At 69.7% G+C, this 21167-nt stretch carries 18 protein-coding genes; 11 read left to right on the top strand and 7 right to left on the bottom strand.

Annotated features, from left to right (window positions below):
- The first annotated feature begins 52 nt into the window (after positions 1–52).
- Both ACIBQX_RS23465 and ACIBQX_RS23460 read left to right on the top strand, forming a co-directional pair.
- On the top strand, positions 53–691 hold the full coding sequence (locus ACIBQX_RS23465) for a DJ-1/PfpI family protein (RefSeq protein WP_397007818.1): 639 nt from the start codon (positions 53–55) through the stop codon (positions 689–691).
- Positions 688–1134 carry a MarR family winged helix-turn-helix transcriptional regulator gene (locus tag ACIBQX_RS23460; RefSeq protein WP_397007816.1) on the top strand — a complete coding sequence of 149 codons (447 nt, stop codon included), beginning with the start codon at positions 688–690 and terminating at the stop codon, positions 1132–1134. Before ACIBQX_RS23465 ends, ACIBQX_RS23460 begins: the two co-directional genes overlap by 4 nt.
- Positions 1135–1176: 42 nt before the next feature.
- On the opposite strand, the gene ACIBQX_RS23455 is transcribed toward ACIBQX_RS23460, so the two are convergent.
- Positions 1177–1665, bottom strand: coding sequence for a hypothetical protein (locus tag ACIBQX_RS23455; RefSeq protein ID WP_397007814.1), 489 nt, complete (start codon positions 1663–1665; stop codon positions 1177–1179).
- A gap of 377 nt (positions 1666–2042) precedes the next feature.
- On the opposite strand from ACIBQX_RS23455, the gene ACIBQX_RS23450 reads away from it, so the two are divergent.
- Positions 2043–2354, top strand: a complete 312-nt coding sequence (locus ACIBQX_RS23450; RefSeq protein ID WP_397007812.1) for a hypothetical protein — start codon at positions 2043–2045, stop codon at positions 2352–2354.
- 219 nt (positions 2355–2573) lie between these two features.
- Here the strand turns inward: ACIBQX_RS23450 and ACIBQX_RS23445 are convergent, their stop codons facing one another.
- Positions 2574–2993, bottom strand: coding sequence for a C40 family peptidase (locus ACIBQX_RS23445; protein ID WP_397007810.1), 420 nt, complete (start codon positions 2991–2993; stop codon positions 2574–2576).
- Positions 2994–3511: 518 nt separating this feature from the next.
- On the opposite strand from ACIBQX_RS23445, the gene ACIBQX_RS23440 reads away from it, so the two are divergent.
- Together ACIBQX_RS23440 and ACIBQX_RS23435 are read left to right on the top strand one after the other, a co-directional pair.
- Complete coding sequence (locus ACIBQX_RS23440) at positions 3512–3781, top strand: hypothetical protein (protein ID WP_397007808.1); 270 nt, start codon at positions 3512–3514, stop codon at positions 3779–3781.
- Positions 3782–4177: 396 nt separating this feature from the next.
- Positions 4178–4519 carry an STAS domain-containing protein gene (locus tag ACIBQX_RS23435; protein WP_397007806.1) on the top strand — a complete coding sequence of 114 codons (342 nt, stop codon included), beginning with the start codon at positions 4178–4180 and terminating at the stop codon, positions 4517–4519.
- Here ACIBQX_RS23435 and ACIBQX_RS23430 read toward each other — a convergent pair.
- From ACIBQX_RS23430 to ACIBQX_RS23415, 4 genes are all read right to left on the bottom strand, one after another.
- Positions 4512–6725, bottom strand: coding sequence for a germacradienol/geosmin synthase (locus tag ACIBQX_RS23430; protein WP_397007804.1), 2214 nt, complete (start codon positions 6723–6725; stop codon positions 4512–4514). The two genes, ACIBQX_RS23435 and ACIBQX_RS23430, sit on opposite strands and share 8 nt — an antisense overlap.
- 28 nt (positions 6726–6753) lie before the next feature.
- Positions 6754–8136: a family 2B encapsulin nanocompartment shell protein gene (locus ACIBQX_RS23425; protein ID WP_397007802.1), complete on the bottom strand. Its 1383-nt coding sequence runs from the start codon at positions 8134–8136 to the stop codon at positions 6754–6756.
- Between the two features lie 36 nt (positions 8137–8172).
- Positions 8173–9579: a family 2B encapsulin nanocompartment shell protein gene (locus ACIBQX_RS23420; RefSeq protein ID WP_397007800.1), complete on the bottom strand. Its 1407-nt coding sequence runs from the start codon at positions 9577–9579 to the stop codon at positions 8173–8175.
- Positions 9580–9686: 107 nt separating this feature from the next.
- Entirely contained in the window at positions 9687–10736 is a 1050-nt protein-coding gene (locus ACIBQX_RS23415) for a polyprenyl synthetase family protein (RefSeq protein WP_397007798.1), read from the bottom strand.
- A gap of 192 nt (positions 10737–10928) precedes the next feature.
- Between ACIBQX_RS23415 and ACIBQX_RS23410 the strand changes: the two genes are divergently transcribed.
- The 5 genes from ACIBQX_RS23410 to ACIBQX_RS23390 all read left to right on the top strand — a co-directional run bounded on the left by ACIBQX_RS23410 (position 10929) and on the right by ACIBQX_RS23390 (position 15380).
- Entirely contained in the window at positions 10929–12110 is a 1182-nt protein-coding gene (locus tag ACIBQX_RS23410) for a zinc-dependent alcohol dehydrogenase (RefSeq protein WP_397007796.1), read from the top strand.
- Positions 12111–12162: 52 nt separating this feature from the next.
- Complete coding sequence (locus ACIBQX_RS23405; RefSeq protein ID WP_397007794.1) at positions 12163–13221, top strand: NAD-dependent epimerase/dehydratase family protein; 1059 nt, start codon at positions 12163–12165, stop codon at positions 13219–13221.
- A 281-nt stretch (positions 13222–13502) separates the two neighbouring features.
- Positions 13503–13976 (top strand): ATP-binding protein, encoded by a 474-nt coding sequence (locus ACIBQX_RS23400; RefSeq protein ID WP_397007792.1) that lies wholly within the window; start codon positions 13503–13505, stop codon positions 13974–13976.
- A gap of 109 nt (positions 13977–14085) precedes the next feature.
- Positions 14086–14967, top strand: coding sequence for a dihydropteroate synthase (gene folP, locus ACIBQX_RS23395; RefSeq protein WP_397007790.1), 882 nt, complete (start codon positions 14086–14088; stop codon positions 14965–14967).
- Positions 14968–14981: 14 nt separating this feature from the next.
- Complete coding sequence (locus tag ACIBQX_RS23390) at positions 14982–15380, top strand: DUF1992 domain-containing protein (protein ID WP_397007788.1); 399 nt, start codon at positions 14982–14984, stop codon at positions 15378–15380.
- 122 nt (positions 15381–15502) lie between these two features.
- Here the strand turns inward: ACIBQX_RS23390 and ACIBQX_RS23385 are convergent, their stop codons facing one another.
- Complete coding sequence (locus ACIBQX_RS23385; protein WP_397007786.1) at positions 15503–17818, bottom strand: glycoside hydrolase family 6 protein; 2316 nt, start codon at positions 17816–17818, stop codon at positions 15503–15505.
- 318 nt (positions 17819–18136) lie between these two features.
- On the opposite strand from ACIBQX_RS23385, the gene ACIBQX_RS23380 reads away from it, so the two are divergent.
- Positions 18137–21094 carry a glycoside hydrolase family 48 protein gene (locus ACIBQX_RS23380; RefSeq protein WP_397007784.1) on the top strand — a complete coding sequence of 986 codons (2958 nt, stop codon included), beginning with the start codon at positions 18137–18139 and terminating at the stop codon, positions 21092–21094.
- Positions 21095–21167 lie beyond the last annotated feature (73 nt).

Here is a 21167-nt window from a genome sequence, read left to right as displayed (position 1 = left end):
CCTCGCACGGGAATGAGTTGACAACATACTGTCTAAATGACAACATACTGTCATGAGTGAAACGAAGAAGACGGTCCTGGTCGGCGTTTACGACACCATGGCCGATTGGGAGGTCGGCCACGCGACCGCCCATCTCCGCAGCGGCCGCTTCCACCGCGAGCCGGGCGGCTACGCGATCGTCACCGTGGGGCTCACCGCAGGGCCGATCACTGGGCCGATCGTCAGCATGGGGGGCCTGCGCGTCACCCCCGACCGCACGCTGGACCGGCTTTCGCCGCAGGACGGCGCGATGCTCATCCTGCCCGGCGCCGACCTGTGGGACGCCGGCGACGACCTGGCGCCGTTCGCCCGCAAGGCCCGCGAGTTCCTCGACGCGGGAGTCCCCGTCGCGGCCATCTGCGGAGCGGTCGCCGGTCTGGCCCGCGAAGGCCTGCTCGACGAGCGCGACCACACCAGCGCCGTCGTCCACTACCTGATGGCCCAGCAGGGCTACGCGGGGGCGGGGCACTACCTCGACCAGGACGCGGTCACCGGTGGCGACCTGATCACCGCCGGGCCCACCGAGCCGGTGGCCTTCGCCCGCGAGGTCTTCCGCAGGCTCGGCGTCTACACGCCCGAGGTCCTCGACGCGTGGTACCGGCTGTTCGCCAGGAGCGACGCCTCCGCCTACGACGTGCTGATGTCGGCATGAGCGAGCCGCTGGCCTCGGGCGACCTGCTCTCCGGCACCGCGCTGGCCGTCTTCCGGCTCAACGGCCGGTTCCTGGAGATCTCCGAGCGGCTGTCCCGGACGGTCGGGCTGACGGCGGCCTGGTGGCAGGTGCTCGGCGCGGTCCTGCGCGAGCCGCTGCCCGTCGCGGGCATCGCCAGGACCATGGGCATGACCCGCCAGGGTGTGCAGCGGATCGCCGACCTGCTGGTGGAGAAGGGCCTGGCCGAATATCTGCCCAACCCCGCGCACCGCCGGGCCAAGCTGCTCAGGCCCACCCCCGAGGGCCGCGCGGCGATCAGCGAGATCGACCCCGCCCACCAGGAGCTCGCCGACAGGCTCGCCGCCGAGCTGGGCCTGGAGGGCTTCCAGGAGTCGCTGGAGGCCCTGCACCGCCTCTCAGCGGCCCTGGACCGGCTCGACTGACTTGCCTCTCAGCGGCCCTGGACCGGCTCGACCGACCGCCTCTCAGCGGCTCTGAACCGGATCGACCGACCACAGGCGGGCGCGGGGCTTGAAGACCGACAGGGCCGTCGAGGTCAGGAGCATGGCGAGCTGGCAGCCCAGCACGGCGACCTGCCCCCACTGCCGCGTGGTCGCGGCCCGGATCCCGCCCTCGGTGGCCGCGGCCATGCCCTCGGGGTCGAACAGGAACATCCCCAGGCAGATCGTCGCCACCAGCAGCGCCAGCTTGGCCGCCACCCAGACGTGCCGCAGCAGCCCCCAGTGGCTGGTCAGGCCGAGCAGGACACCGGTGACCAGCGAGACCAGGCTGAGCGGGATCCCGCCGGCGAACACCAGCGCGGGCATCAGCAGATAAGCCGCGTGCGCGAGACCGGGATCGTCGGTGAGCGTCGCCGCGGTATTCAGCACGACCAGTCCCCACACCTCACCCAGCAAAGCCACCGAGGCGACAATGTGGATCGCCACCACGGTCTTGCGAACGCGCGGCCGCATGGCGCTCATCATTACCTCCGTGTTCGCCGATCTCCTGGCCATCGTGGCCGGCCGGAGCCGTACGCACGTCGGTCTACGGGCGGTTCTCCGGCTACACCCCCAGGCGTAGTACGCCCGCGCGTTTCCCAAAGAGCCGGTTGATCATTGCCTAACCGGAGGTTCTGGAACGGCTACGTCATTCTCGCGGCAGGCCAAATGAATGCCTTTTCGACAGCGGCCGGGACGGCGTATGGGCGTACCCGTTCAGCGGCTCCTGAAATCCGTAGACCAAGAAAACGAGGTGGCTCCTTGACCTCGGCCTGAGAAGAATCAGTTGCGGTACTGGGCCGCTGCCGGGACAGTAATTGGCGGCACCTCACAGCCCTGCAGAAACGACTATGGCGCTGGAATACCGCGCCGATCAATGGAGGATACAGAACATGATCCGTCGCATTCTCGCCGGTGCAGCCATCGTGGGGGTCGCGCTCGGCTTCTCTGCCAGTGCCGCCTCGGCCACTGTCGGCCCGGGCACTCTCAACGACGGCTATGCAGTGCTCAGCCAGTTCAGCATCATCGACGACGTCACGGTGCTCAACGACGTCGCCAACGACTCGATCAAGTACATCAACGTCGGCACCATCGGAAACCTGCAGAACATCGACCTGGACCTGCTGACCAACCAGAAGGACACCTTCGACCACCACCACTAGGCCCTTCCGCGGCGAAAGCACGCGAGAAGTCGCGCCCAGCTCACCGGTCGACACCGGTGAACCGCCGGCCAGGTCCGTCTCACGTTTGACCGCGTGAGGTGATTTCCGGAAAAGCGACCGTGGATACTCGAGGCCACGGGCCGCTCGGTGCGCACCGTCCGGCCGGCCGGCGGGCGGCCCGGGTGACCTGACTCAAGAGCAGGTGACCCGGGCCCGTCCCTATTCCGTGCCGCCGGGCCTGACCACTCCCAGGAAGGTCGGCCTGTCCAGCGGCTCCACCCGCACCGACGCCCCGGTGAAGGGGGCGTTGACCATCCGCTCGGCGTCCACGACCAGTCCGACGTGCTCGGGGCCACGCCGGCCGGGGTCACTGTCGTAGAAGACCAGATCTCCCGGTCGCAGTCGCTCCCTCGGCACGCGGGTGCCCTGGCGCCACTGCTGCCATGTGGTGCGGCCGATCAGGACGCCGGCGCTCGCCCAGGCGTACTGCGTCAAACCGGAGCAGTCGAATCCCCGGGTCCCGGCGCCACGGCCGACTCCACGACTCGGCCCGTGCACCCCGCCACCGCCCCACGAGTAGGGGACCCCGACCATTTCCATCGCCGCCCGCAGCGCCATACCGCCGGCGGCATAACGCATCCGCCCGGTCGCATTCGAATAGTTCGATCCGCATCGCGCCTCGTCCTGATATGCGCAGCGGGCCATCACGGCGGTCGGACCGATTATTTCCGGGAACGTGAACCAGCCGCCTGTCATGGCCATCAGGATAAGCGTTCTTGCTATCCGCATGGCTATTCACCGCTTCTGTTACTCGTTTCGCGCCCACCCCTTGCCGGCCAGGCGCCCATAGAGACGTTCACTCTGCATTTTCCTCCCCGCCAATGGCGATAAAACACCCTTTGGTGAGGCTGGATCCGCATGTGGCCATAACATGAAAAATAACAGGCACAAGCGGCCCGACATATGCCGAAAAATCCGGGCATGGGGGGTGGGCTGGAAATCCTCGGGAACGGGAATTCGTTTTTTACTTATGTTTGGGCCCAATGGCTTGTGGGTCCTGCCCGGGATGCTGGATTGTTGTCGGCGGCATCTCGATTCCCAGTGAGCACGATGAAGCGCATCCTCGCGCGGATTCCATCCGAAGGAGTAGTACACAAATGATGCGTCGTATCCTCGCCGGTGCCGCCATGGCCGGGATTATGCTCGGCCTCTCCGCCACCGCGGCCTCGGCCGAAGTCGGCCCCGGCACGGTCAACAAGGGCTACGAGGTCCTGAGCCAGTGGTCGGTCATCGACGACGTGACCCTGGCCAATGACGTCCTGAACGACTCCGTGAAGTACGTCAACATCCTCAGCGCGCTGAACCTGCAGAACGTCGACGCAGACCTGCTGAGCAACCAGTTCAAGACGCGCGACCACCACCACTAGGAGCGGGCGCCGCTCCCCGGGTGGCACGACCCCACGGCATCTCGCCGGCCACGCCCCCTTCCTGGCGAACACCCTGGACGCAGGGTGCCAGCGCGTGGCCGAGCGTTGGGGTCCACCACCACCGGGAGAGCGCACCGATCATCCCCGACGGCCCCGGCACCTCGCGTGCCGGGGCCGTCCGGCGTCCCGGCGTAGGAAAGCCGTCCCAGTCCATAAAAGCTTCGCAATTCGGTCATTACTTCCTGAAAAGCACATTCCTAGATGACTTCCAGGTAATCTGGTTCTCGGTCACTGCCGATGCGGTCACCTTCGACAGCGCCTCCGGACTGGGGGCATTCGCTCGTGACACAGCGGCTACAGCCCCCGGGACTCGACGTGATGGGGGGTGAGCGCCAGATGACGGACATGGAGCGGCTGCTCTACGAGGACGAGCAGCTCCGCGTCATCCTGCGCGCCACCCGTCCCGTTCCCGCCGTGACGCTCGCCGGCGAGATCGACATCACCAACAGCCACGCCCTGGCGCACACGCTGGAGCTGTCCCGGCAGGGCAGCACCCACATCGACGTCGACACCGGCGCGCTGACCTTCATCGACCTGTCCGGCATCCGCGTGCTCGTGATGCCCACCCTGCCCCCCGCGCAGCGCTGGATCCGGCTGCACAACGTCACGCCGTTCCAGAGAAGGCTGCTGGAGCTGGTGGGCTGGTTCCACGACGCCCACCAGCAGGCGCTCAGCTAGCGGGACGACCGGCCGGCTGGACGAGCGGCTGGACGACCGGCTGGACGACCAGCGCGGCCGAGGTGCCCAGCCCGGTCGGTCCGGTCAGCCGTCCCCGGGGCGGCCGATGGTGCCGGCGCAGCGACTCCTCGTCGTACCGGAAGCAGTCGCGGTGCCAGACGAGGATGCCCGACATCCAGTTCTCCAGCTCCCGCACGTAGCCGGCGAGCGCCTGCCTGGCCTCCTCGCCGAGGCCGAGATCGTCGTACAGGACGGGCAGCTCGTTCGCGGCCACGTGCTGGAACTGCCGCATCCGTGACCCCATGAGATCGACGATGATCTTGAGCCCGGTCAGATGGTCGCAGCCGAAGAAGGACTGCACCACCAGCACACCGTTGTGCACCTCGCCCTCGTACTCGATCTCCTTCTGGTACGAGTAGACGTCGTTGAGCAGGGCGGCGTAGTCCTGGGCCGAGTTCTCCAGCGAGCGCATCGGGCCGCTGTCGTAGACCTCCTGCGGGATCGTGCCGGCGCGGGCCAGCCGGCACAGGGCCATGGTGAGATCCGAGCCGAAGGTCAGCCGGCGCATCTCGACATAGTCGACCGGGTCGGGGATGCGGTTCTCCGCCTGGTTGGCCAGCTCCCACAGCCAGCTCACGGCCATCTTCTCGATCGCCTCGCGGAACGTACGCCGGGCCCGTGGCTCCATCGGCCCGGCCGAGCGGCGCCACAGGTCGGCGAGCGAGCATTCGAGCGGGCTGGCCGGCACGGGGAAGGTGGCGGCGTCGAGCGGCATGAACGCCGACAGCCGGTCCACGGTGGCGCGGGCGGCGGCGAGGTTGCGGGTGCGGCCGAACACCACGGGGAAGAAGTCGTCGCCGTAGGTGCCCCAGGCGAGCCAGGCCGAGGAGATGTCGAGCTCCTCCGGCGAGGCGTCGGGGTGGATGCCCGCCGCGCAGAGCGGCAGGTCGTAGTCGATGAGCTTCGCCTCGTCCCAGACGGCCGAGCCGGTGACGCCCGGCTGGGCTTCGAGGATGCCCATCCGGTGTGCCCAGTCGACCACGTTGCGGCGGGCGGCGTCGAGGTGCGGGGACAGCTTCGGCTCGAAGGGCATGTACAGCTCCGGCACCTGGGTGGGGCCGACATGCTGGTGGGGGACGTACGCGTAGGCGCGGATCCGCTTCGCGCCGAGCAGGTCGACGATCGACTTCGTGCCCAGGGCGGGGGTGGAGCGCGCCTGCTTGTTCATGTAGCGGCTGGAGCGCATGTGCCACTCGTGGCCGCCCGACTGCCAGTCCTGCAGACCCTTGACGTAGGCCAGCACGCCCACGCAGCTGAGCGGGTCCAGGGCGTGCTCGGCGAACAGCGGGCCGAGCTCGGTGAGCGTGGTGTGCTCGAACTGCTGGAGTCGCGAGGTGAGCAGGTCGTTGACGGCGTCGGCGGCCTCCTGGGTGGTGCAGCCGAGGAACGTCTCCAGCACCAGCACGCCATTGCTCAGCTCGCCCTCCTCGCCGGTCTCGCGCTGGTAGGAGAACAGGTCGTTGCGCAGGTGCACCCCGTCGGAGAAGGCGTCACGCAGCACCCGCATCGGCCGCGACCCGGCGATCACGGCCGGCACCTCGGCGCCCACGGCGTGCTCGACCAGGCCCGCCGACCAGGGCGCGCCGCCCACCTTGCGCCGCATCTCGATGTACTCGACCGGGTTCGGCACCCGGCCCGCGTTGATGTTGGACAGCTCCCACAGCGACTCGTTCAGCAGGTTGCGGGTGCTCTCCGCGAAGCGCGCCCGCCAGTCGGCGGACGTGCCGGGCACCGTGCGCGCCCACAGGTCGGCCAGCCCGGCCTCGACCGGGTTGACCGGCTCGGGCGTCTCCGCGCCCGGCTCCATCGGCATGAACGCGGGCAACCGGTCCAGATAGGCCTTACCGCCCTCACGGTCACCCGGCCGCTTGAACACCTCAAGGAAGTGGTCGTCGAAGAAGAACACCCACACGTACCAGTCCGTGATCAGGCTGAGCTCGGGTCCGTCGCAGTCAGGATGGGTGTACGCGCACAGCAGCGCGTAGTCGTGGGCGTCGAGATCCTTCTCCTCCCAGATGCCGGAGCCCTCCAGCATGCCCATCGCCCGGGCCCACTGCTTGGCATGCGAGCGAGCCTGCTCGACGTGGGGGTTGAGCCGCGCCGGGTACGGCAGGTAGAAGTCAGGCAGTTCGAAGGGCTGCGCCATCGTCACTCCACTCGTGTGGTCAGGGTCATCAGCCGTAGACCTCGACGTCCCCGAGCACCCCGAGCGCGTCGGGGACGAGAACGGCGGCGGAGTAGTAGGCGCTGACGAGGTAGGTGGTGACCGCCCGCTCGTCGATGCCCATCACCCGCACGCTGAGGCCGGGCCGGTACTCGTCGGGGACGCCGGTCTGGTGCAGGCCGACGACCCCTTGATCCTCTTCGCCGGTCCGGAACGCGAGGATCGAGCTGGTGCCCGCCCCGCTCACCGGGATCTTGTCGCAGGGCAGGATGGGCACGCCCCGCCACGCGGTCAGCCTGCTCCCGTCCAGCTCGACGCTGTCCAGATAGACGCCGGAGGCGCTGCACTGCCTGCCGAACGCCGCGATGGCCAGCGGGTGGGCCACCAGGTAGCGGGTCTTCCTCCGGCGGCAGAGCAGATCGTCCAGGTCGGCCGGGGTGGGCGGCCCGGAGCGCGTGGTCAGCCGCTGCGCCGGGTCGGCGCTGTGCAGCAGCCCGAAGTCGCGGTTGTTGACCAGCTCGCGCTCCTGCGCCTCGCGGACGGCCTCGACGGTCAGCCTGATCTGCTCCTCCGCCTGGTCCATCGGGTCGCTGAACAGGTCGGCGACCCTGGTGTGCACCCGCAGCACCGCCTGGGACGCGCTCAGCTCGTACTCGCGCGGCCCAGGGTCGTAGTCGACGAACGTGCCCGGCAGCACGGGCTCACCCCGGTGGCCGGACGCCAGCGCGATCGTCGCCTCGCCGTGCTTGGTGCTGGGCTCGGCGAGCCGGGCCCGGTGCAGCTCGACCTGCTCGCGCAGCGACGGCGCCCGCTGGGCGAGGTCGCGCAGCGCCTGCCAGGGCAGGGCCAGCACCGTGCAGGTGGTGCCGGCCTCCAGGGTGAACGCCCATCGCGGCGGCGGCTGCGGCAGCTCCGCCCCGACATGGTCGCCCGCCGACAGCCTGGCCCGCACCAGGCTGTCGCCGTACGTGCCCGCCTGCACCTTGGCGGCCATGCCGTACGCGAGGAGGACGAGCTCGCCGGCCGGCTCGCCCTCCCGCACGATCGCCTCGCCGCGCGCGTACTCACGCTGCTCGAACAGCCCGGCCAGGGTCTCCAGCACGGTACGGTCGCCGTACCCGTGGAGCAGCGGCAGTTCGGTCAGGCTCGGCGGCACCACCCGCAGCCGCGCGCCCGTGTGCGTGAAACACACGCGCCCGCCGCCGGCGGCGTAGGTGAGCCGGCGGTTCACCCGGTAGGCGCCGGCCGCGAGCTCCACCCACGGCAGCGCGCGCAGCAGCCAGCGCGGGGAGATCTCCCGCATCTGCGGAGCCGTCTTGGTCGTCGTGGCGAGCTTGCGCGCCGCGGCCGGATCGAGGCTCAGCCGCGAACCCCGCTCGTCCAACTCCGTCACCGAAACACCACCAATCCCTGGGAGCGAAATGTTCCGTCAGTCCTCGCGCCCGATCTCCACGTCCTCCAGTACGGCCAGCGCGTCGGGGACGAGCACGGAGACCGAGTAGTAGGCGCTGACCAGGTAGGAGATGACGGCCTTCTCGTTGATGTTCATGAACCGGACCGACAGGCCGGGCTGGTACTCGTCGGGGATGCCGGTCTGGTGCAGGCCGACCACGCCCTGACTCTCCTGCCCGGTGCGCATGAGCAGGACGGAGCTCATCCGCCGCCCGGAAATGGGGATCTTGTTGCACGGGAAGATCGGCACGCCGCGCCAGGCGGGCACCCGGTGGCCGCTCGCCTCGGCTGCCTGGGGATACAGGCCGCGCTTGCTGCACTCCCTGCCGAAGGCCGCGATGGTCTGCGGGTGCGCCAGGAAGAAGGCCGGGTCCTTCCATACCTTGGCCAGCAGGTCGTCCATGTCGTCAGGGGTGGGCGGGCCGGTGCGGGTGCGGACGCGCTGGCTGAAGTCGGCGTTGTGCAGGAGGCCGAAGTCCCGGTTATTGATCATCTCGTCCTCCTGCCGTTCGCGCAGTGCTTCGACGGTCAGGCGGAGCTGCTGGTCGAGCTGGTTCATCGGCTGGTTGTACAGGTCGGTGACCCTGCTGTGGACCCGCAGCACGGTCTGCGCCACGCTCAGCTCGTACTCGCGCGGGCTCAGCTCGTAGTCGACGAACGTGCCGGGCAGCGTGGGCTCGCCGCTGTGGCCCGACGCCATGTCGATGGCGGCCTCGCCGTAGTCGTTGTGCGCCCGCTCACCGCTGGCCTGCCACGCCTCCAGGTGCTCGCGCAGGCTCGGCGAGCGGTCCAGCAGCGCCTGGAAGTCCTCGCGGGAGAGAGTCAGCACGGTGGTGGCGGTCTTGGCCCGCGCGGAGAAGCCCCACTGGCCGCCGCCGACGAGCAGTTGCTCGCCGAGATGGTCGCCGTCGGCCAGCATGCCGAGGCTCTGCTGGTCACCGTAGGCGCCGGTGGTCATCTTGGCGACCCGGCCGTGCGCGATCAGCACGAGCTGCTCGATCGGGTCGTTCTCGCGGACGATCTCCTCGCCGGCCTCGACCTCGTGCTGGGCGAAGCGGTAGGCGAGCGACTCCAGGGCCTCGATGTCGCCGAAGCCGCGCAGCATCGGCAGTTCGCAGAGCTCGGCGGGCACGACGCGCACGTCCGCACCGGTGGTGCTGAAGGTGATGCGGCCGTCGCCCAAGGTGTAGGTCAGGCGCCGGTTGACCCGGAAGACCCCACCGGAGGTCTGCACCCACGGCAGCAGCTTCAGCAGCCAGCGGGAGGTGATCTCCTGCATCTGCGGGGCGGTCTTGGTCGTCGTGGCCAGATTTCGCGCGGCGTCGGTGCTCAGGCTGAGCTGCTGGCCGTTGCCCTGAGCGGTCGATTCGGTCGATTCGGTCATCGTGCACCACCGATCATGAAGGGTTGACTACGAACAGTGATAGAGAGTGGCTCTGGGTAATCGATGTTGGGCAGGCTGAAGCGCCGCTCCTGGCTCATCCATGCGGGTCAGCTGTCGCGGTGGGCCAGCTGCGCGGTCAGCGCGGTCAGCGCCGCTCGGGAATCGGGCGCGATCGGGGCGGCGTCGAGGGCCTTGACCGCCTCGCTCGCCCGCTCCTCGATCATGGACTCCACCCGGTCGATCGCGCCGGTGCCGACCAGGATCCGGCGCAACTCGGCGGCGTGGTCCTCGGTCAGCTCGGGATTGCCGTGCCAGGTGCGCAGGTAGGCCAGCTGCGCGGGCGTGGCCCGCTCCACCGCCTGCGCGAACAGGACGGTCTGCTTGCCCTCGCGCAGGTCGTCCAGCGCGGACTTGCCGGTCTCTCCCGAGGAGCCGAAGGTGCCGAGCACGTCGTCGCGGAGCTGGAAGGCCTCGCCCAGCGGCAGCCCGAACTCCGAGTAGGAGCGCAGCAGCTCGGGGGACGCCCCGGCCAGCGCGCCGCCGATCTGCAACGGGCGCTCCACGGTGTACTTGGCCGTCTTGTAGCGGATCGTCGTCAGCGCCTGGTCCACGCTGGCCCCGGCGCGCAACTGGGAGAGGATGTCCAGATACTGGCCGCTGATGACCTCGGCGCGCATGGCGTCGAACAGGTGGTGCGCCGCGCGCAGGCGGGTCGGCTCGATCCCGCACGAGGACAGCAGCGCGTCGGACCAGGCCAGGCTGAGTGTGCCCAGCAGAATGCCGCCGGCCTGCCCGAACGCGTCGGCGCCCGGCCCGGCGTGCAGGTGGGCGAGGCTGCGGTGCACGGTGGACCGGCCACGGCGCAGCTCGCTGCCGTCCATGATGTCGTCGTGGATCAGCAGGCCCGCGTGACAGAGCTCAAGTGCCGCGGCGGCGCTGATGATCTCCTCGCAGTCCTCGCCGCCGGCTCCCCGCCAGCCCCAATAGCACAACTGCGGCCGGATGCGTTTGCCGCCCGTGAGGATGAAGTCGACGAGCAGCTGGTAGGCGGCCACCACGTCCCGGTCGGCCACCGGAGCCCGCCAGCCGTCGAGAAAGTCGGCCAGGCGGTCGTCCACGCGCGGTCCCAGGAGGTTGGGGGTAAAGCTCACCGTCATGAGCCGGCTCCTTCTGTCGAGCGTCATCACCAGTAGTTACTCATTCAATACGGAGGGTGTAAAGCCGATTTGGAGATCAGAGTTTTTCTCGCACCTGCCGAGACCCGCCCATGACCGTTCACGGTGCGACCGGTTCGTTTGATGGCAGGTGTGTGGGTATGCGAAGCCTGTCCCCTCAGTAGGGAGAAAGCCATGAAGGCCGTCACCTGGCACGGCAAGCGCGACGTCCGGGTCGAAGAGGTCCCCGACCCGCAGATCAAGGAGCCGAACGACGCGGTCATCAAGGTGACCAGCAGCGGCATCTGCGGCTCCGACCTCCACCTGTACGAGGTCCTCGGGCCGTTCATGACCGAGGGCGACATCCTCGGCCACGAGCCCATGGGCGTCGTCGAGGAGGTCGGCGCGGAGATCACCAACCTGAAGCCCGGCGACCGGGTCGTGATCCCGTTCAACATCTCCTGCGGCCACTGCCACATGTGCGGGATGGAGCTCTACGCCCAGTGCGAGACTACCCAGGTGCGCGAGCACGACATGGGGGCCGCGCTGTTCGGCTACACCAAGCTGTACGGCCAGGTGCCGGGCGGCCAGGCCGAGTACCTGCGCGTCCCGCAGGCCCAGTTCGGCCCGATCAAGGTCCCCGAAGGCCCGCCCGACGAGCGGTTCGTCTACCTGTCGGACGTGCTGCCCACGTCCTGGCAGGCCGTCCGGTACGCCCACCTGCCCGAAGGCGGCAGCGTCGCGGTCTTCGGGCTCGGCGCCATCGGCCAGATGTGCGCGCGCATCGCCGGCTACCTCGGCCACCGCGTCATCGGCGTCGACGGCGTGCCGGAACGGCTGGAGATGGCCCGCCGCCACGGCGTCGAGGTCGTCGACGCGAGCGACGTCCACGACGTGCCCGAGGCGATCCGGCAGCTCACCGCCGGGCGCGGCACAGACTCCGTCATCGACGCCGTCGGCATGGAGGCGCACGGCTCGCGCGGCGCCAAGCTCGCCCAGACCCTCACCGGCCTGCTGCCCGACGCCCTCGCCGCGCCGCTCATGACCCACGCGGGCGTCGATCGCCTCGCGGCGCTCAACCAGGCCATCGAGTCCGTACGGCGCGGCGGCGTGATCTCCGTCATCGGCGTCTACGGCGGCATGACCGACCCGATGCCGATGCTGCGCCTGTTCGACAAGGGCATCACGCTGCGGATGGGCCAGGCGCACGTCCGGCGCTGGGTCGGCGCCCTGATGCCGTTGGTCACCGACGACTCCGACCCGCTCGGCGTGATGGATCTGGCGACCCACCGGCTGCCGCTGGAGGAGGCGCCGCACGCGTACGAGATGTTCCAAAAGAAGGCGAATGGTGCCGTCAAAGTGCTGCTGAGACCATGAACTTCGCAGCTCAGGCGGTTTCGCGGGCCTCAGCCGGGGCAGCCCCTGCCGCATGAGAGTCGTGGTGGTGGGAGCGACGGGGAACGTCGGGACGAGCGTGGTGCGGGCGCTGGAGGCCGACGAGAGCGTGACGTCCATCGCCGGCGTCGCCCGGCGGCTGCCCGGCCTGAAGTCCGGCCGGACCGTGTGGCACCGGGCCGACGTGGTCACCGGTGACCTGCCGCAGATCTTCGACGGCGCCGACGTGGTCGTGCACCTGGCCTGGCTGTTCCAGCCGACCAGGAACGCCACGGTCACCTGGCGGGCCAACGTGCTGGGCAGCATGCGGGTCTTCCAGGCGGTGGCCGATTCGGGCGTGCCCGCCCTGGTGTACGCCTCCTCCGTCGGCGCGTACTCGCCCCGGCCCAAGGACGAGCCGGTGGACGAGAGCTGGCCCACCCATGGCTACCCCGGCGCCGCCTACGGGCGGGAGAAGGCCTACGTCGAGCGGGTGCTCGACGTGTTCGAGAACGACAATCCCGGTATCCGGGTGGTCCGGATGCGGCCGGGCTTCATCTTCAAGCGGGAGGCGGCCACCGAGCAGCGCAGGCTGTTCGCCGGGCCGCTGCTGCCGCGCAGGCTGGTCAAGGCGGGTACCATCCCGTTCGTGCCGGACATCCCCGGGCTCAGGCTGCAGGTCCTGCACGCCGACGACGCCGCCGAGGCCTACCGGCTGGCCGTGGTGAAGCCCGTCAGCGGGGCCTTCAACCTGGCCGCCGACCCGGTGCTCGACCCGCCGGCGCTCGCCGAGCTGCTCGGCGCGCGGACCGTGCCGGTCTCGCCGGGGCTGGCGCGTGCCGCCGTGGCCGCGGGCTGGCACCTCCGGCTGGTGCCCGCCGCGCCCGGCCTGCTGGAGCTGGCCCTGCAGATCCCGCTGATGAAGATGGACCGGGCCCGTGAGGTGCTCGGCTGGACGCCCGCGTACTCGTCCGTCGACGCCGTCCGGGCGATGCTGGAGGGCATGCACGACGGCGCCGGGATGGACACCGCGCCGCTCGCCCCCGACTCCGCACGGGGCCGCCTGAGTGAGCTCGCCACCGGCGCGGGCGCCCGCTCCACTTCCGAGGGATGACATTGCCGGACTTTTTTCCGATATTTGTGGCTATTTCTGGCAGATGGTGTAAGGGCTTGCCCGCGGGGCAGGACTAGAACCACGTGAGGTCCAGAAGCGCGGCCTACGTGTCACATCGCGACACGGAGGTCACCCATGGATCCATCGAAGCCGCGTCGGCCGGTCCCCTCCCGCCGAGCGAACCCCGCTGACCCTCCGTTCGAAGGCGCCGGAGACCGCCCTTCGACTTCCGTCCGTCGGCGTGACCAGACAGGTGATCAAGCGATCGCGAGGAGCCTGCCATGAGTACGTTACTGACCGAGCCCTTCACCATCCAGGAGATCACCCCCCTGCGCCATGACGTCGCGCGGCACGCCTCGGCCTCGGGGCTGGCGGGTGCGCGGCTTGAGGACTTCGTGCTGGCCGTCCACGAGGGCATCGTCAACGCCGTCGAGCACGGCGGCGGGCACGGCCACCTCAAGATGTGGAGCGCCGACGGCCTGCTCCAGGTCGAGATCGTCGACCACGGGCCCGGCATCCCGCCCGACTACCTCAACGGCCACGGGCAGCCATCGGACACGGCGTTCACGGGCAGGGGGATCTATCTGATCCGCCGGTTCTGTGACGGCGTCGACCTGCGCACCGGGCCCGCCGGCACCACCGTCCGGATCACCATGCGCCTGCCGCGGCACGCGCCCCGGCACGCCTCGCCGATGAAGCGCGTCCGGGTCGCGGCGAACGGGAACCACCGGCACGCGGGGCACTTCACCGCCTGACGGGGGAGCCGACGGCCGGGCGGGTAGGCTCGCTCATGATGGCTGGAGCGTGGCCGGGCTTTGGAGGATGGGTGCCATGAATGGTGGAGCCGGCACAACGTTCTCCCCCTTGACGGAGATCGTCGAGCCCGTGCGGCGGATCGGGCGGCGCGAGTTCGACTTCCGGCGCCAGGTGGCGATCATGGCGATCGTCAACCGTACGCCCAACTCCTTCCACGACCAAGGCCGCACCTTCGAGCTTGAGCGGGCCGTCGAGGCGGCGGGGCGGGCCGTGGACGCCGGGGCCGACTGGGTGGACATCGGCGGGTTCGCCTTCAGCGCGGCGCAGGCCGAGATCGGCGTCGAGGAGGAGATCGACCGGGTGGCGCCCGTCATCTCCGAGGTGCGCCGGATCACCGACGCGGTGATCAGCGTGGACACGCACCGGGCCGCCGTGGCGGAGGCCGCGCTGGCGGCCGGCGCCGACGTGATCAACGACACCAACGGGCTGCGGGAGCCCGGCCTCGCGGAGGTCGCGGCGCGGACCGGCGCCACGGTCGTGGTGACGCACAGCCTCGGCGGGCCCGGCAGGCGGGTGATGCGGCCCGACTACGCCGACATCGTGCCCGACGTGACGGCCTATCTGCGCGAGCGGGTCCGGGTCGCCCTGGAGGCGGGGATCGCGCCCGACCGGATCATCATCGATCCCGGACACGACCTCAACAAGAACACCTACCACTCGCTGGAGCTGATGAGGCGGCTGGAGGAGATCACCGCGATCGGCTATCCGACGCTGGTGGCGCTGTCCAACAAGGACTTCATCGGCGAGACCCTGGACCGCCCGCAGGGGGAGCGGACCGAGGGGACGATCGCGGCCAACGTCATGGCGATCCTGCGCGGGGCGCGGATCGTCCGCGTGCACGACGTGCCCGCCACGGTGGCGGCCGTGCGGATGACCGAGGCGATGCTCGGGTGGCGGGCGCCGGTGGCGCCCAAGCACAACCTGGCCTGAAGGGGGAGGCGCGCGTGACCGAGCGCAAACCACTGGGAATGCCGTTCGAGACCTGGGTGGACCGGCAGATTCGCGAAGCCGAGGAGCGGGGCGAGTTCGACGACCTGCCCGGCAAGGGCAAGCCGATCCCCGACCTGGACAAGGTCGGGGACGACCTGTGGTGGGTGAAGCAGAAGCTGCGCGCCGAGGGGCTGTCCATGCCGCTGCCGCCGACGCTGGCGTTGCGCAAGGAGGCCGAGGAGTCCCTTGAGGCCGCCGCCAAGGCCAGGTCCGAGGGCGAGGTACGGCTGATCGTCAACGAGATCAACGACAAGATCCGTGCGGCCATCAGGACCGGACTGTCGGGCCCGCCGCTGAACCTGATGCCCTACGACGTGGAGCGGATCGTCTCCGAGTGGCGGGCGGGGCGTTGAGGCAGAGTTGTCGAGACAGAGTTGTCGAGACAGAGTTGTCGAGACAGGGCTGTTGAGACAGGGCTGTTGAGACAGGGCTCGGGCCGGGTGCAGGTCCGGCGGCCCGAGCCCTGTGATCTAGATCAGGAGAGCGGCGGGTAGGCGTTGCTCACGAGCTCCCTGAACTGGGCGGAGAACCACCGGCCGGAGATCGGCGCGTTGGGCAGTGCCCCGGACATGTTGTTGCCGTTGAGGTCGTTGCCGGTGTAGGTGGGGTCGCACATCCGGTCGAACCTCTTGCCCTCGTCGTTGTCGATCTCTTCGCTGGAGCCGTCCGACTCGCCCGGCGGCTTGATCCAGACGTAGGCGTCGAAGCCGCTCGCGGGGCTGGCCTGCGGCCTGGCGCCGATGCCCGCGCCGCTCTGGTTGCACCAGTTGCCGGCGTGGATGCGGCGGTCGACGCGCGAGTCGTCCACGAACGTGTTCACGTTGGTCGAGGTGCTCGGGCCGCTCGGGCGGTCGGCGCCGCCCCAGCCGTTGCGCGAGGTGTCGATGAGCATGCCCAGCCCCTGCTGGAAGCCCTTGGCGATCAGGGCGTTGCGCAACGCGGTGGCGAAGGTCTGCTCGTCGATGTAAAAGTTCCAGTCCACCCAGTCGGACTGGCGCACCGAGGTGCCGTTGACGTTGGTGTTGACGGTGAAGTGGGGCTCGACTGCGGCCGAGTAGTTGGCGGTGTTGACGATGAAGCCGTCCACGCTGGCCACGCCCGCCGTGGTGCCGGCGACGGTGGAGTGGAACAGGTCGACCGAGGGCTGGAAGTTCGAGTCCCAGCCCAGCCAGGCGTGGTGGGCGGCGTCGACGTAGGTGTAGACGTTGGTGATCGCGTGCAGCTTGTCGAGCGCGTAGCGGACGCCGTCGACGTAGCCGCCGGGGCCGTTCGCCTCACGGCAGTCCGCGAAGCTGTCGATGTTGGTGACCAGGTTCGGCAGGGAGTCGGGCTCGACGATGGTGACGATGCGCAGGTTGGCGTACTGCGGGTCGTCGAGGAGGCCGGCGATCGGGTCGATGTACTCCGTCTTGTAGCGGTTGAAGCCGTTCTCGGCGATGCGCAGCTCGCCGTTGGAGGCCAGGGCGGAGCAGTCCCGGTTCGGCAGGTTGTAGATGACGACCTGGATGGTCAGCGGTGAGGCGCCGTTGGCGGCGTCCTGCCGTACGGCCTCGTCCAGGTGCTCGCGCAGGCTCATCGCGCTCGCGGAGCCGGCGATGGCGGCGATGCGGTCCATCCACACGGCGGTGGAGGTGTTGGCGATGGCGGCGCCGCCCGGCTCGGCGGCGGCCCTGGCCGACCAGTTCGGGTTGACGTAGCCGGTGGCTCCCGCGTACGGGTTCGCGACGTGCACGGGGGTGGTGCCGTCGTCGTCGGCCTCGGTGGCGGTGACCGTACGGGACGTCAGACCGGTGGCCGCGACGGTGAAGGCACGGGTGCCGGCGGTGGTGTCGGAGTCCTGGGCGGCGGCCAGGGTGACGGTCTGGGGGGTGTTCCAGTTGGCGGTGGTGAAGGTGAGCGAGGCGCCGGAGCTGACGGTCAGGTCGGCGTCGCCGCTGCCCGCGCTCGACGTGACGGTCACGTTCGAGGAAGGCTGCGTGGCCAGGCGCACGGTGTAGGTGGCGCCGGCGCCTTCGGGCACGGTCACCGACGTCGGGGTGACGACCAGCGACTGCTCCTGGACGGCGTCGTCGTCGACCTCGGTGCCGTTGACGGTGGCGGAGGTGACGCCGGTCCCGCCGACGGTGAAGGCGGCGGTGCCCGAGGTGGTGTCGGAGTCCTGGGCGGCGGCCAGGGTGACGGTCTGCGGGGTGTTCCAGTTGGCGGTGGTGAAGGTGAGCGAGGCACCGGAGCTGACGGTCAGGTCGGCGTCGCCGCTGGTGCGCGAGGTGCTGACGGTCACGTCGGCGGCCGGGGCCGACGACAGCCGGGCGGTGAAGGTGGCGGTGCCGCCCTCGTTGACGGCGACGGAGCTGGCGGAGGTGACGACCGACGGGGTCTCGCCGCCGGGGCCGCCGCAGGTGGTGCCGTTCACGCTGTAGGAGGCGGGGTTCGGGTTGGTGCCGGACCAGGTGCCGTTGAAGCCGACAGTGACGCTGGCGCCGGTGGCGAGCGCGCCGTTGTAGGGCATGCTCGCGCCGGTCACGCGGGTGCCCGACTGGCTCCAGTTCGCGCCCCAGCCGCTCGGCGTGTACCGCTGCGTGGTGGTGGGGAAGTCGAAGGCCAGCGTCCAGGCGGTGAGCGGGTCGCCGAGGTTCTTCAGGGTGAGGTTCGCGGTGAAGCCGCCCTGTCCTGGACTCGATGTCCACGTGTTGGGGGTGTACACGACGTCACAGGCGACCGCGGCGTGGGCCGCGGTGGTCTGCCCGGCGATGAGGCCGGCCGCCGCGACGCAGGTCGCGGTGGCCGTCACGGCCCATCTCCGGAGGGCGCGTGGGATTTTCACGAGTCATCATCTCCAGCAGGTACAGAGGCTGACTTGGGAGCGCTCCCATAGTGAGCTGGACTCGGAAAGGTGTACAGCGAACGCCGGGAGCCGCTCCCCGCACCGGCCCGCACGCTCGCCGAATGCTCCCGAACCCGGTTGAAACTTTCATGCCGCGCTGCCGGGTGCTGCCAGGTGGGAGGAAGCGCGACGGTTCCGCGGCGGCCGATTCTTTGACATCCGGAGCCGGGCCCAACACACAATCGCCATGGGAGCGCTCCCACCCCCTACTCCCATGGAGAGACCGTGACCCACAGACCCCGATCCATGTTCGCCCGAGCGGTCAGGCGGCTCGCCGGGGCCGCGACCCTGGTCCTCGTCGCGAGCACCACGACCGTGCTGGCCCAGGCCCCCGCCGGCGCGGCCGTCGCCTGCGAGGTGACCTACGCCTCCAACGACTGGACCAGCGGCTCGAACCAGGGCGGCTTCACCGCCAACCTCGCCGTCAAGAACCTCGGCGACCCGCTCAACGGCTGGACGCTGACCTTCGACTTCCCCACCACCACACAGAGGTACACGCCCAGCGGCTGGGGCGCGAACTGGAGCCAGTCGGGCACCCGGGTCACGGCCGGGAACATGCCCTGGAACGGCGCGCTCGCCACCGGGGCCAGCACCTCGATCGGCTTCAACGGCACCTGGTCGGGCAGCAACCCCCCGCCCACCTCGTTCGCCATCAACGGCACCACCTGCGGCGGCACGGACGTCAACGAGCCTCCGACGGTCTCGCTGACCTCACCGTCCGCCGGCCAGACCTTCACCGCCCCGGCCACCGTGCCGATCGCCGCGACCGCCGCCGACCAGGACGGCACGGTCGCCAAGGTCGACTTCTACCAGGGCTCGACACTGCTCGGCACCGACACCACCTCGCCGTACGCCTACAGCTGGCAGAACGTGGCGGCCGGGAACTACTCGATCACCGCCAGGGCGACCGACGACGCGGGTGAGACCACCACGTCGTCCCCGGTCGGGATCACGGTCTCCACCGACAGCACCCCCGTGCTCGTGGTGAGCCCGCTGAGCCTGGCCGTGCCCGAGACGGGTGACGCCTCCTTCGGCATCAGGCTGTCCAGGGCGCCCACCGCGAACGTGACCGTCAGCACCGCGCGGGCCAGCGGCGACGCCGACCTGACCGTCAGCTCCGGCGCGACGCGCACCTTCACCCCGGCGAACTGGAACACCGCCCAGAACGTGACGATCGCCGCCGCCGACGACGCCGACGACACCAGCGGCTCGGCCGTCTTCAGGGTGACCGCGACCGGCTACAGCCCGGTCGACGTCGCCGTGACCGAGGCCGACAACGACACGCCGGGCGGCGGCGACAACGAGTACATCGAGCGGTTCACCGAGCTCTACAACGAATTGCACGACCCCGCCAACGGCTACTTCTCGCCCGAGGGCGTGCCGTACCACTCGGTGGAGACGTTCATGGTCGAGGCGCCCGACCACGGGCACGAGACCACGTCCGAGGCCTACAGCTACTACCTGTGGCTGGAGGCCGTCTACGGGCAGGTCACCGGTGACTGGTCGAAGTTCAACGCCGCCTGGGACTCGATGGAGACCTACATCATCCCGGCCACGGCCGACCAGCCGACCAACTCCTTCTACGACCCGGCCAAGCCGGCCACGTACGCGGCCGAGCACCTGGAGATCTCCAACTACCCGACGGCGATCGACAGCAGCGTCAGCGTGGGCTCCGACCCGATCGCGGGCGAACTGCAGAGCGCCTACGGCACCGAGGACATCTACGGCATGCACTGGCTGCTGGACGTCGACAACACCTACGGCTTCGGCCGTTGCGGCGACGGCACCACCAGGCCCGCCTACATCAACACCTACCAGCGCGGTCCGGAGGAGTCGGTCTTCGAGACGCTCCCGCAGCCGTCCTGCGACACCTTCGAGCACGGCGGCACGAACGGCTTCCTCGACCTGTTCATCGAGGACAGCGCGTACGCCAAGCAGTGGAAGTACACCAACGCCCCCGACGCCGACGCCCGCGCGGTGCAGGTGGCGTACTGGGCGCAGACCTGGGCCGAGGCGCAGGGCAAGGAGTCGGACATCTCCGCGACCGTGGCCAAGGCTGCGAAGATGGGCGACTACCTGCGCTACTCGATGTACGACAAGTACTTCAAGCAGCCCGGCTGCACCAGCCCGTCGTGCCCGGCGGGCACCGGCAAGAACTCCTCCAACTACCTGCTGTCCTGGTACTACGCGTGGGGCGGCGCGACCGACGCCAACGCCGGTTGGGCCTGGCGGATCGGCTCCAGCCACAACCACGCCGGCTACCAGAACCCGTTCGCGGCCTGGGCGCTGGCGAACGTCCCCGAGCTGCGGCCGTTGAGCAGCACCGGCGCCCAGGACTGGAGCACCAGCCTGACCCGGCAGCTGCAGTTCTACACCTGGCTGCAGTCGGCGGAAGGCGCCATCGCGGGCGGCGCGACCAACAGCTGGGAGGGCCACTACGCCACCCCGCCGAGCGGGCTGCCCAAGTTCCACGGCATGGCCTACGACTGGCAGCCGGTCTACCACGATCCGCCGTCCAACCAGTGGTTCGGCTTCCAGGCGTGGACGATGGAGCGGGTGGCCGAGCTTTACAACGTCACCGGCAACGCCGACGCCAAGGCGCTGCTCGACAAGTGGGTGGCGTGGGCCATGGACAACACCACGATCAACGCCGACGGCAGCTACCAGATCCCGTCCACGCTGCGCTGGACCGGCCAGCCGGCCGGGAACTTCAACGCCACCAGCGGCATGCCGCCGGCCAACCCCGGCCTGCACGTCGAGGTCCTGGACCACACCCAGGACGTGGGCGTGGCCGGTTCGTACGCCAAGGTGCTGATGTACTACGCGGCCCGCGCGCAGGACGCCGAGGCGCAGGCCATGGCCAAGGCGCTGCTGGACGGCGTCTGGGACAACCGTGACGACAAGGGCGTCTCGGTGGAGGAGACCAAGGCCGACTACCGGCGCGTCGATGACCCCGTCTACGTGCCGCCGGGCTGGACCGGGACCATGCCGAACGGCGACCCGATCAACCAGGACTCCACGTTCCTGTCGATCAGGTCCTTCTACGAGGACGACCCCGACTGGCCGAAGGTCGAGGCGTTCCTCGACGGCAGCGGGCCGGCGCCGGTCTTCAACTACCACCGCTTCTGGGCTCAGGTCGACGTGGCGGTCGCCCTGGCCGAGTACGGGCGGCTCTTCCCCTGATCGGCCGCACCCGATAGCCCCCGCCCCGCCGACCCCCCACGGCGGGGCGGGTCCTCCCCGCGAAAGGCAGCAC

It is taken from the genome of Nonomuraea sp. NPDC049714, assembly GCF_044465295.1.
Classification (GTDB): domain Bacteria; phylum Actinomycetota; class Actinomycetes; order Streptosporangiales; family Streptosporangiaceae; genus Nonomuraea.
Note: the sequence above shows the minus strand (reverse complement) of the source record. Positions and strands in the feature narration are given on the sequence as shown.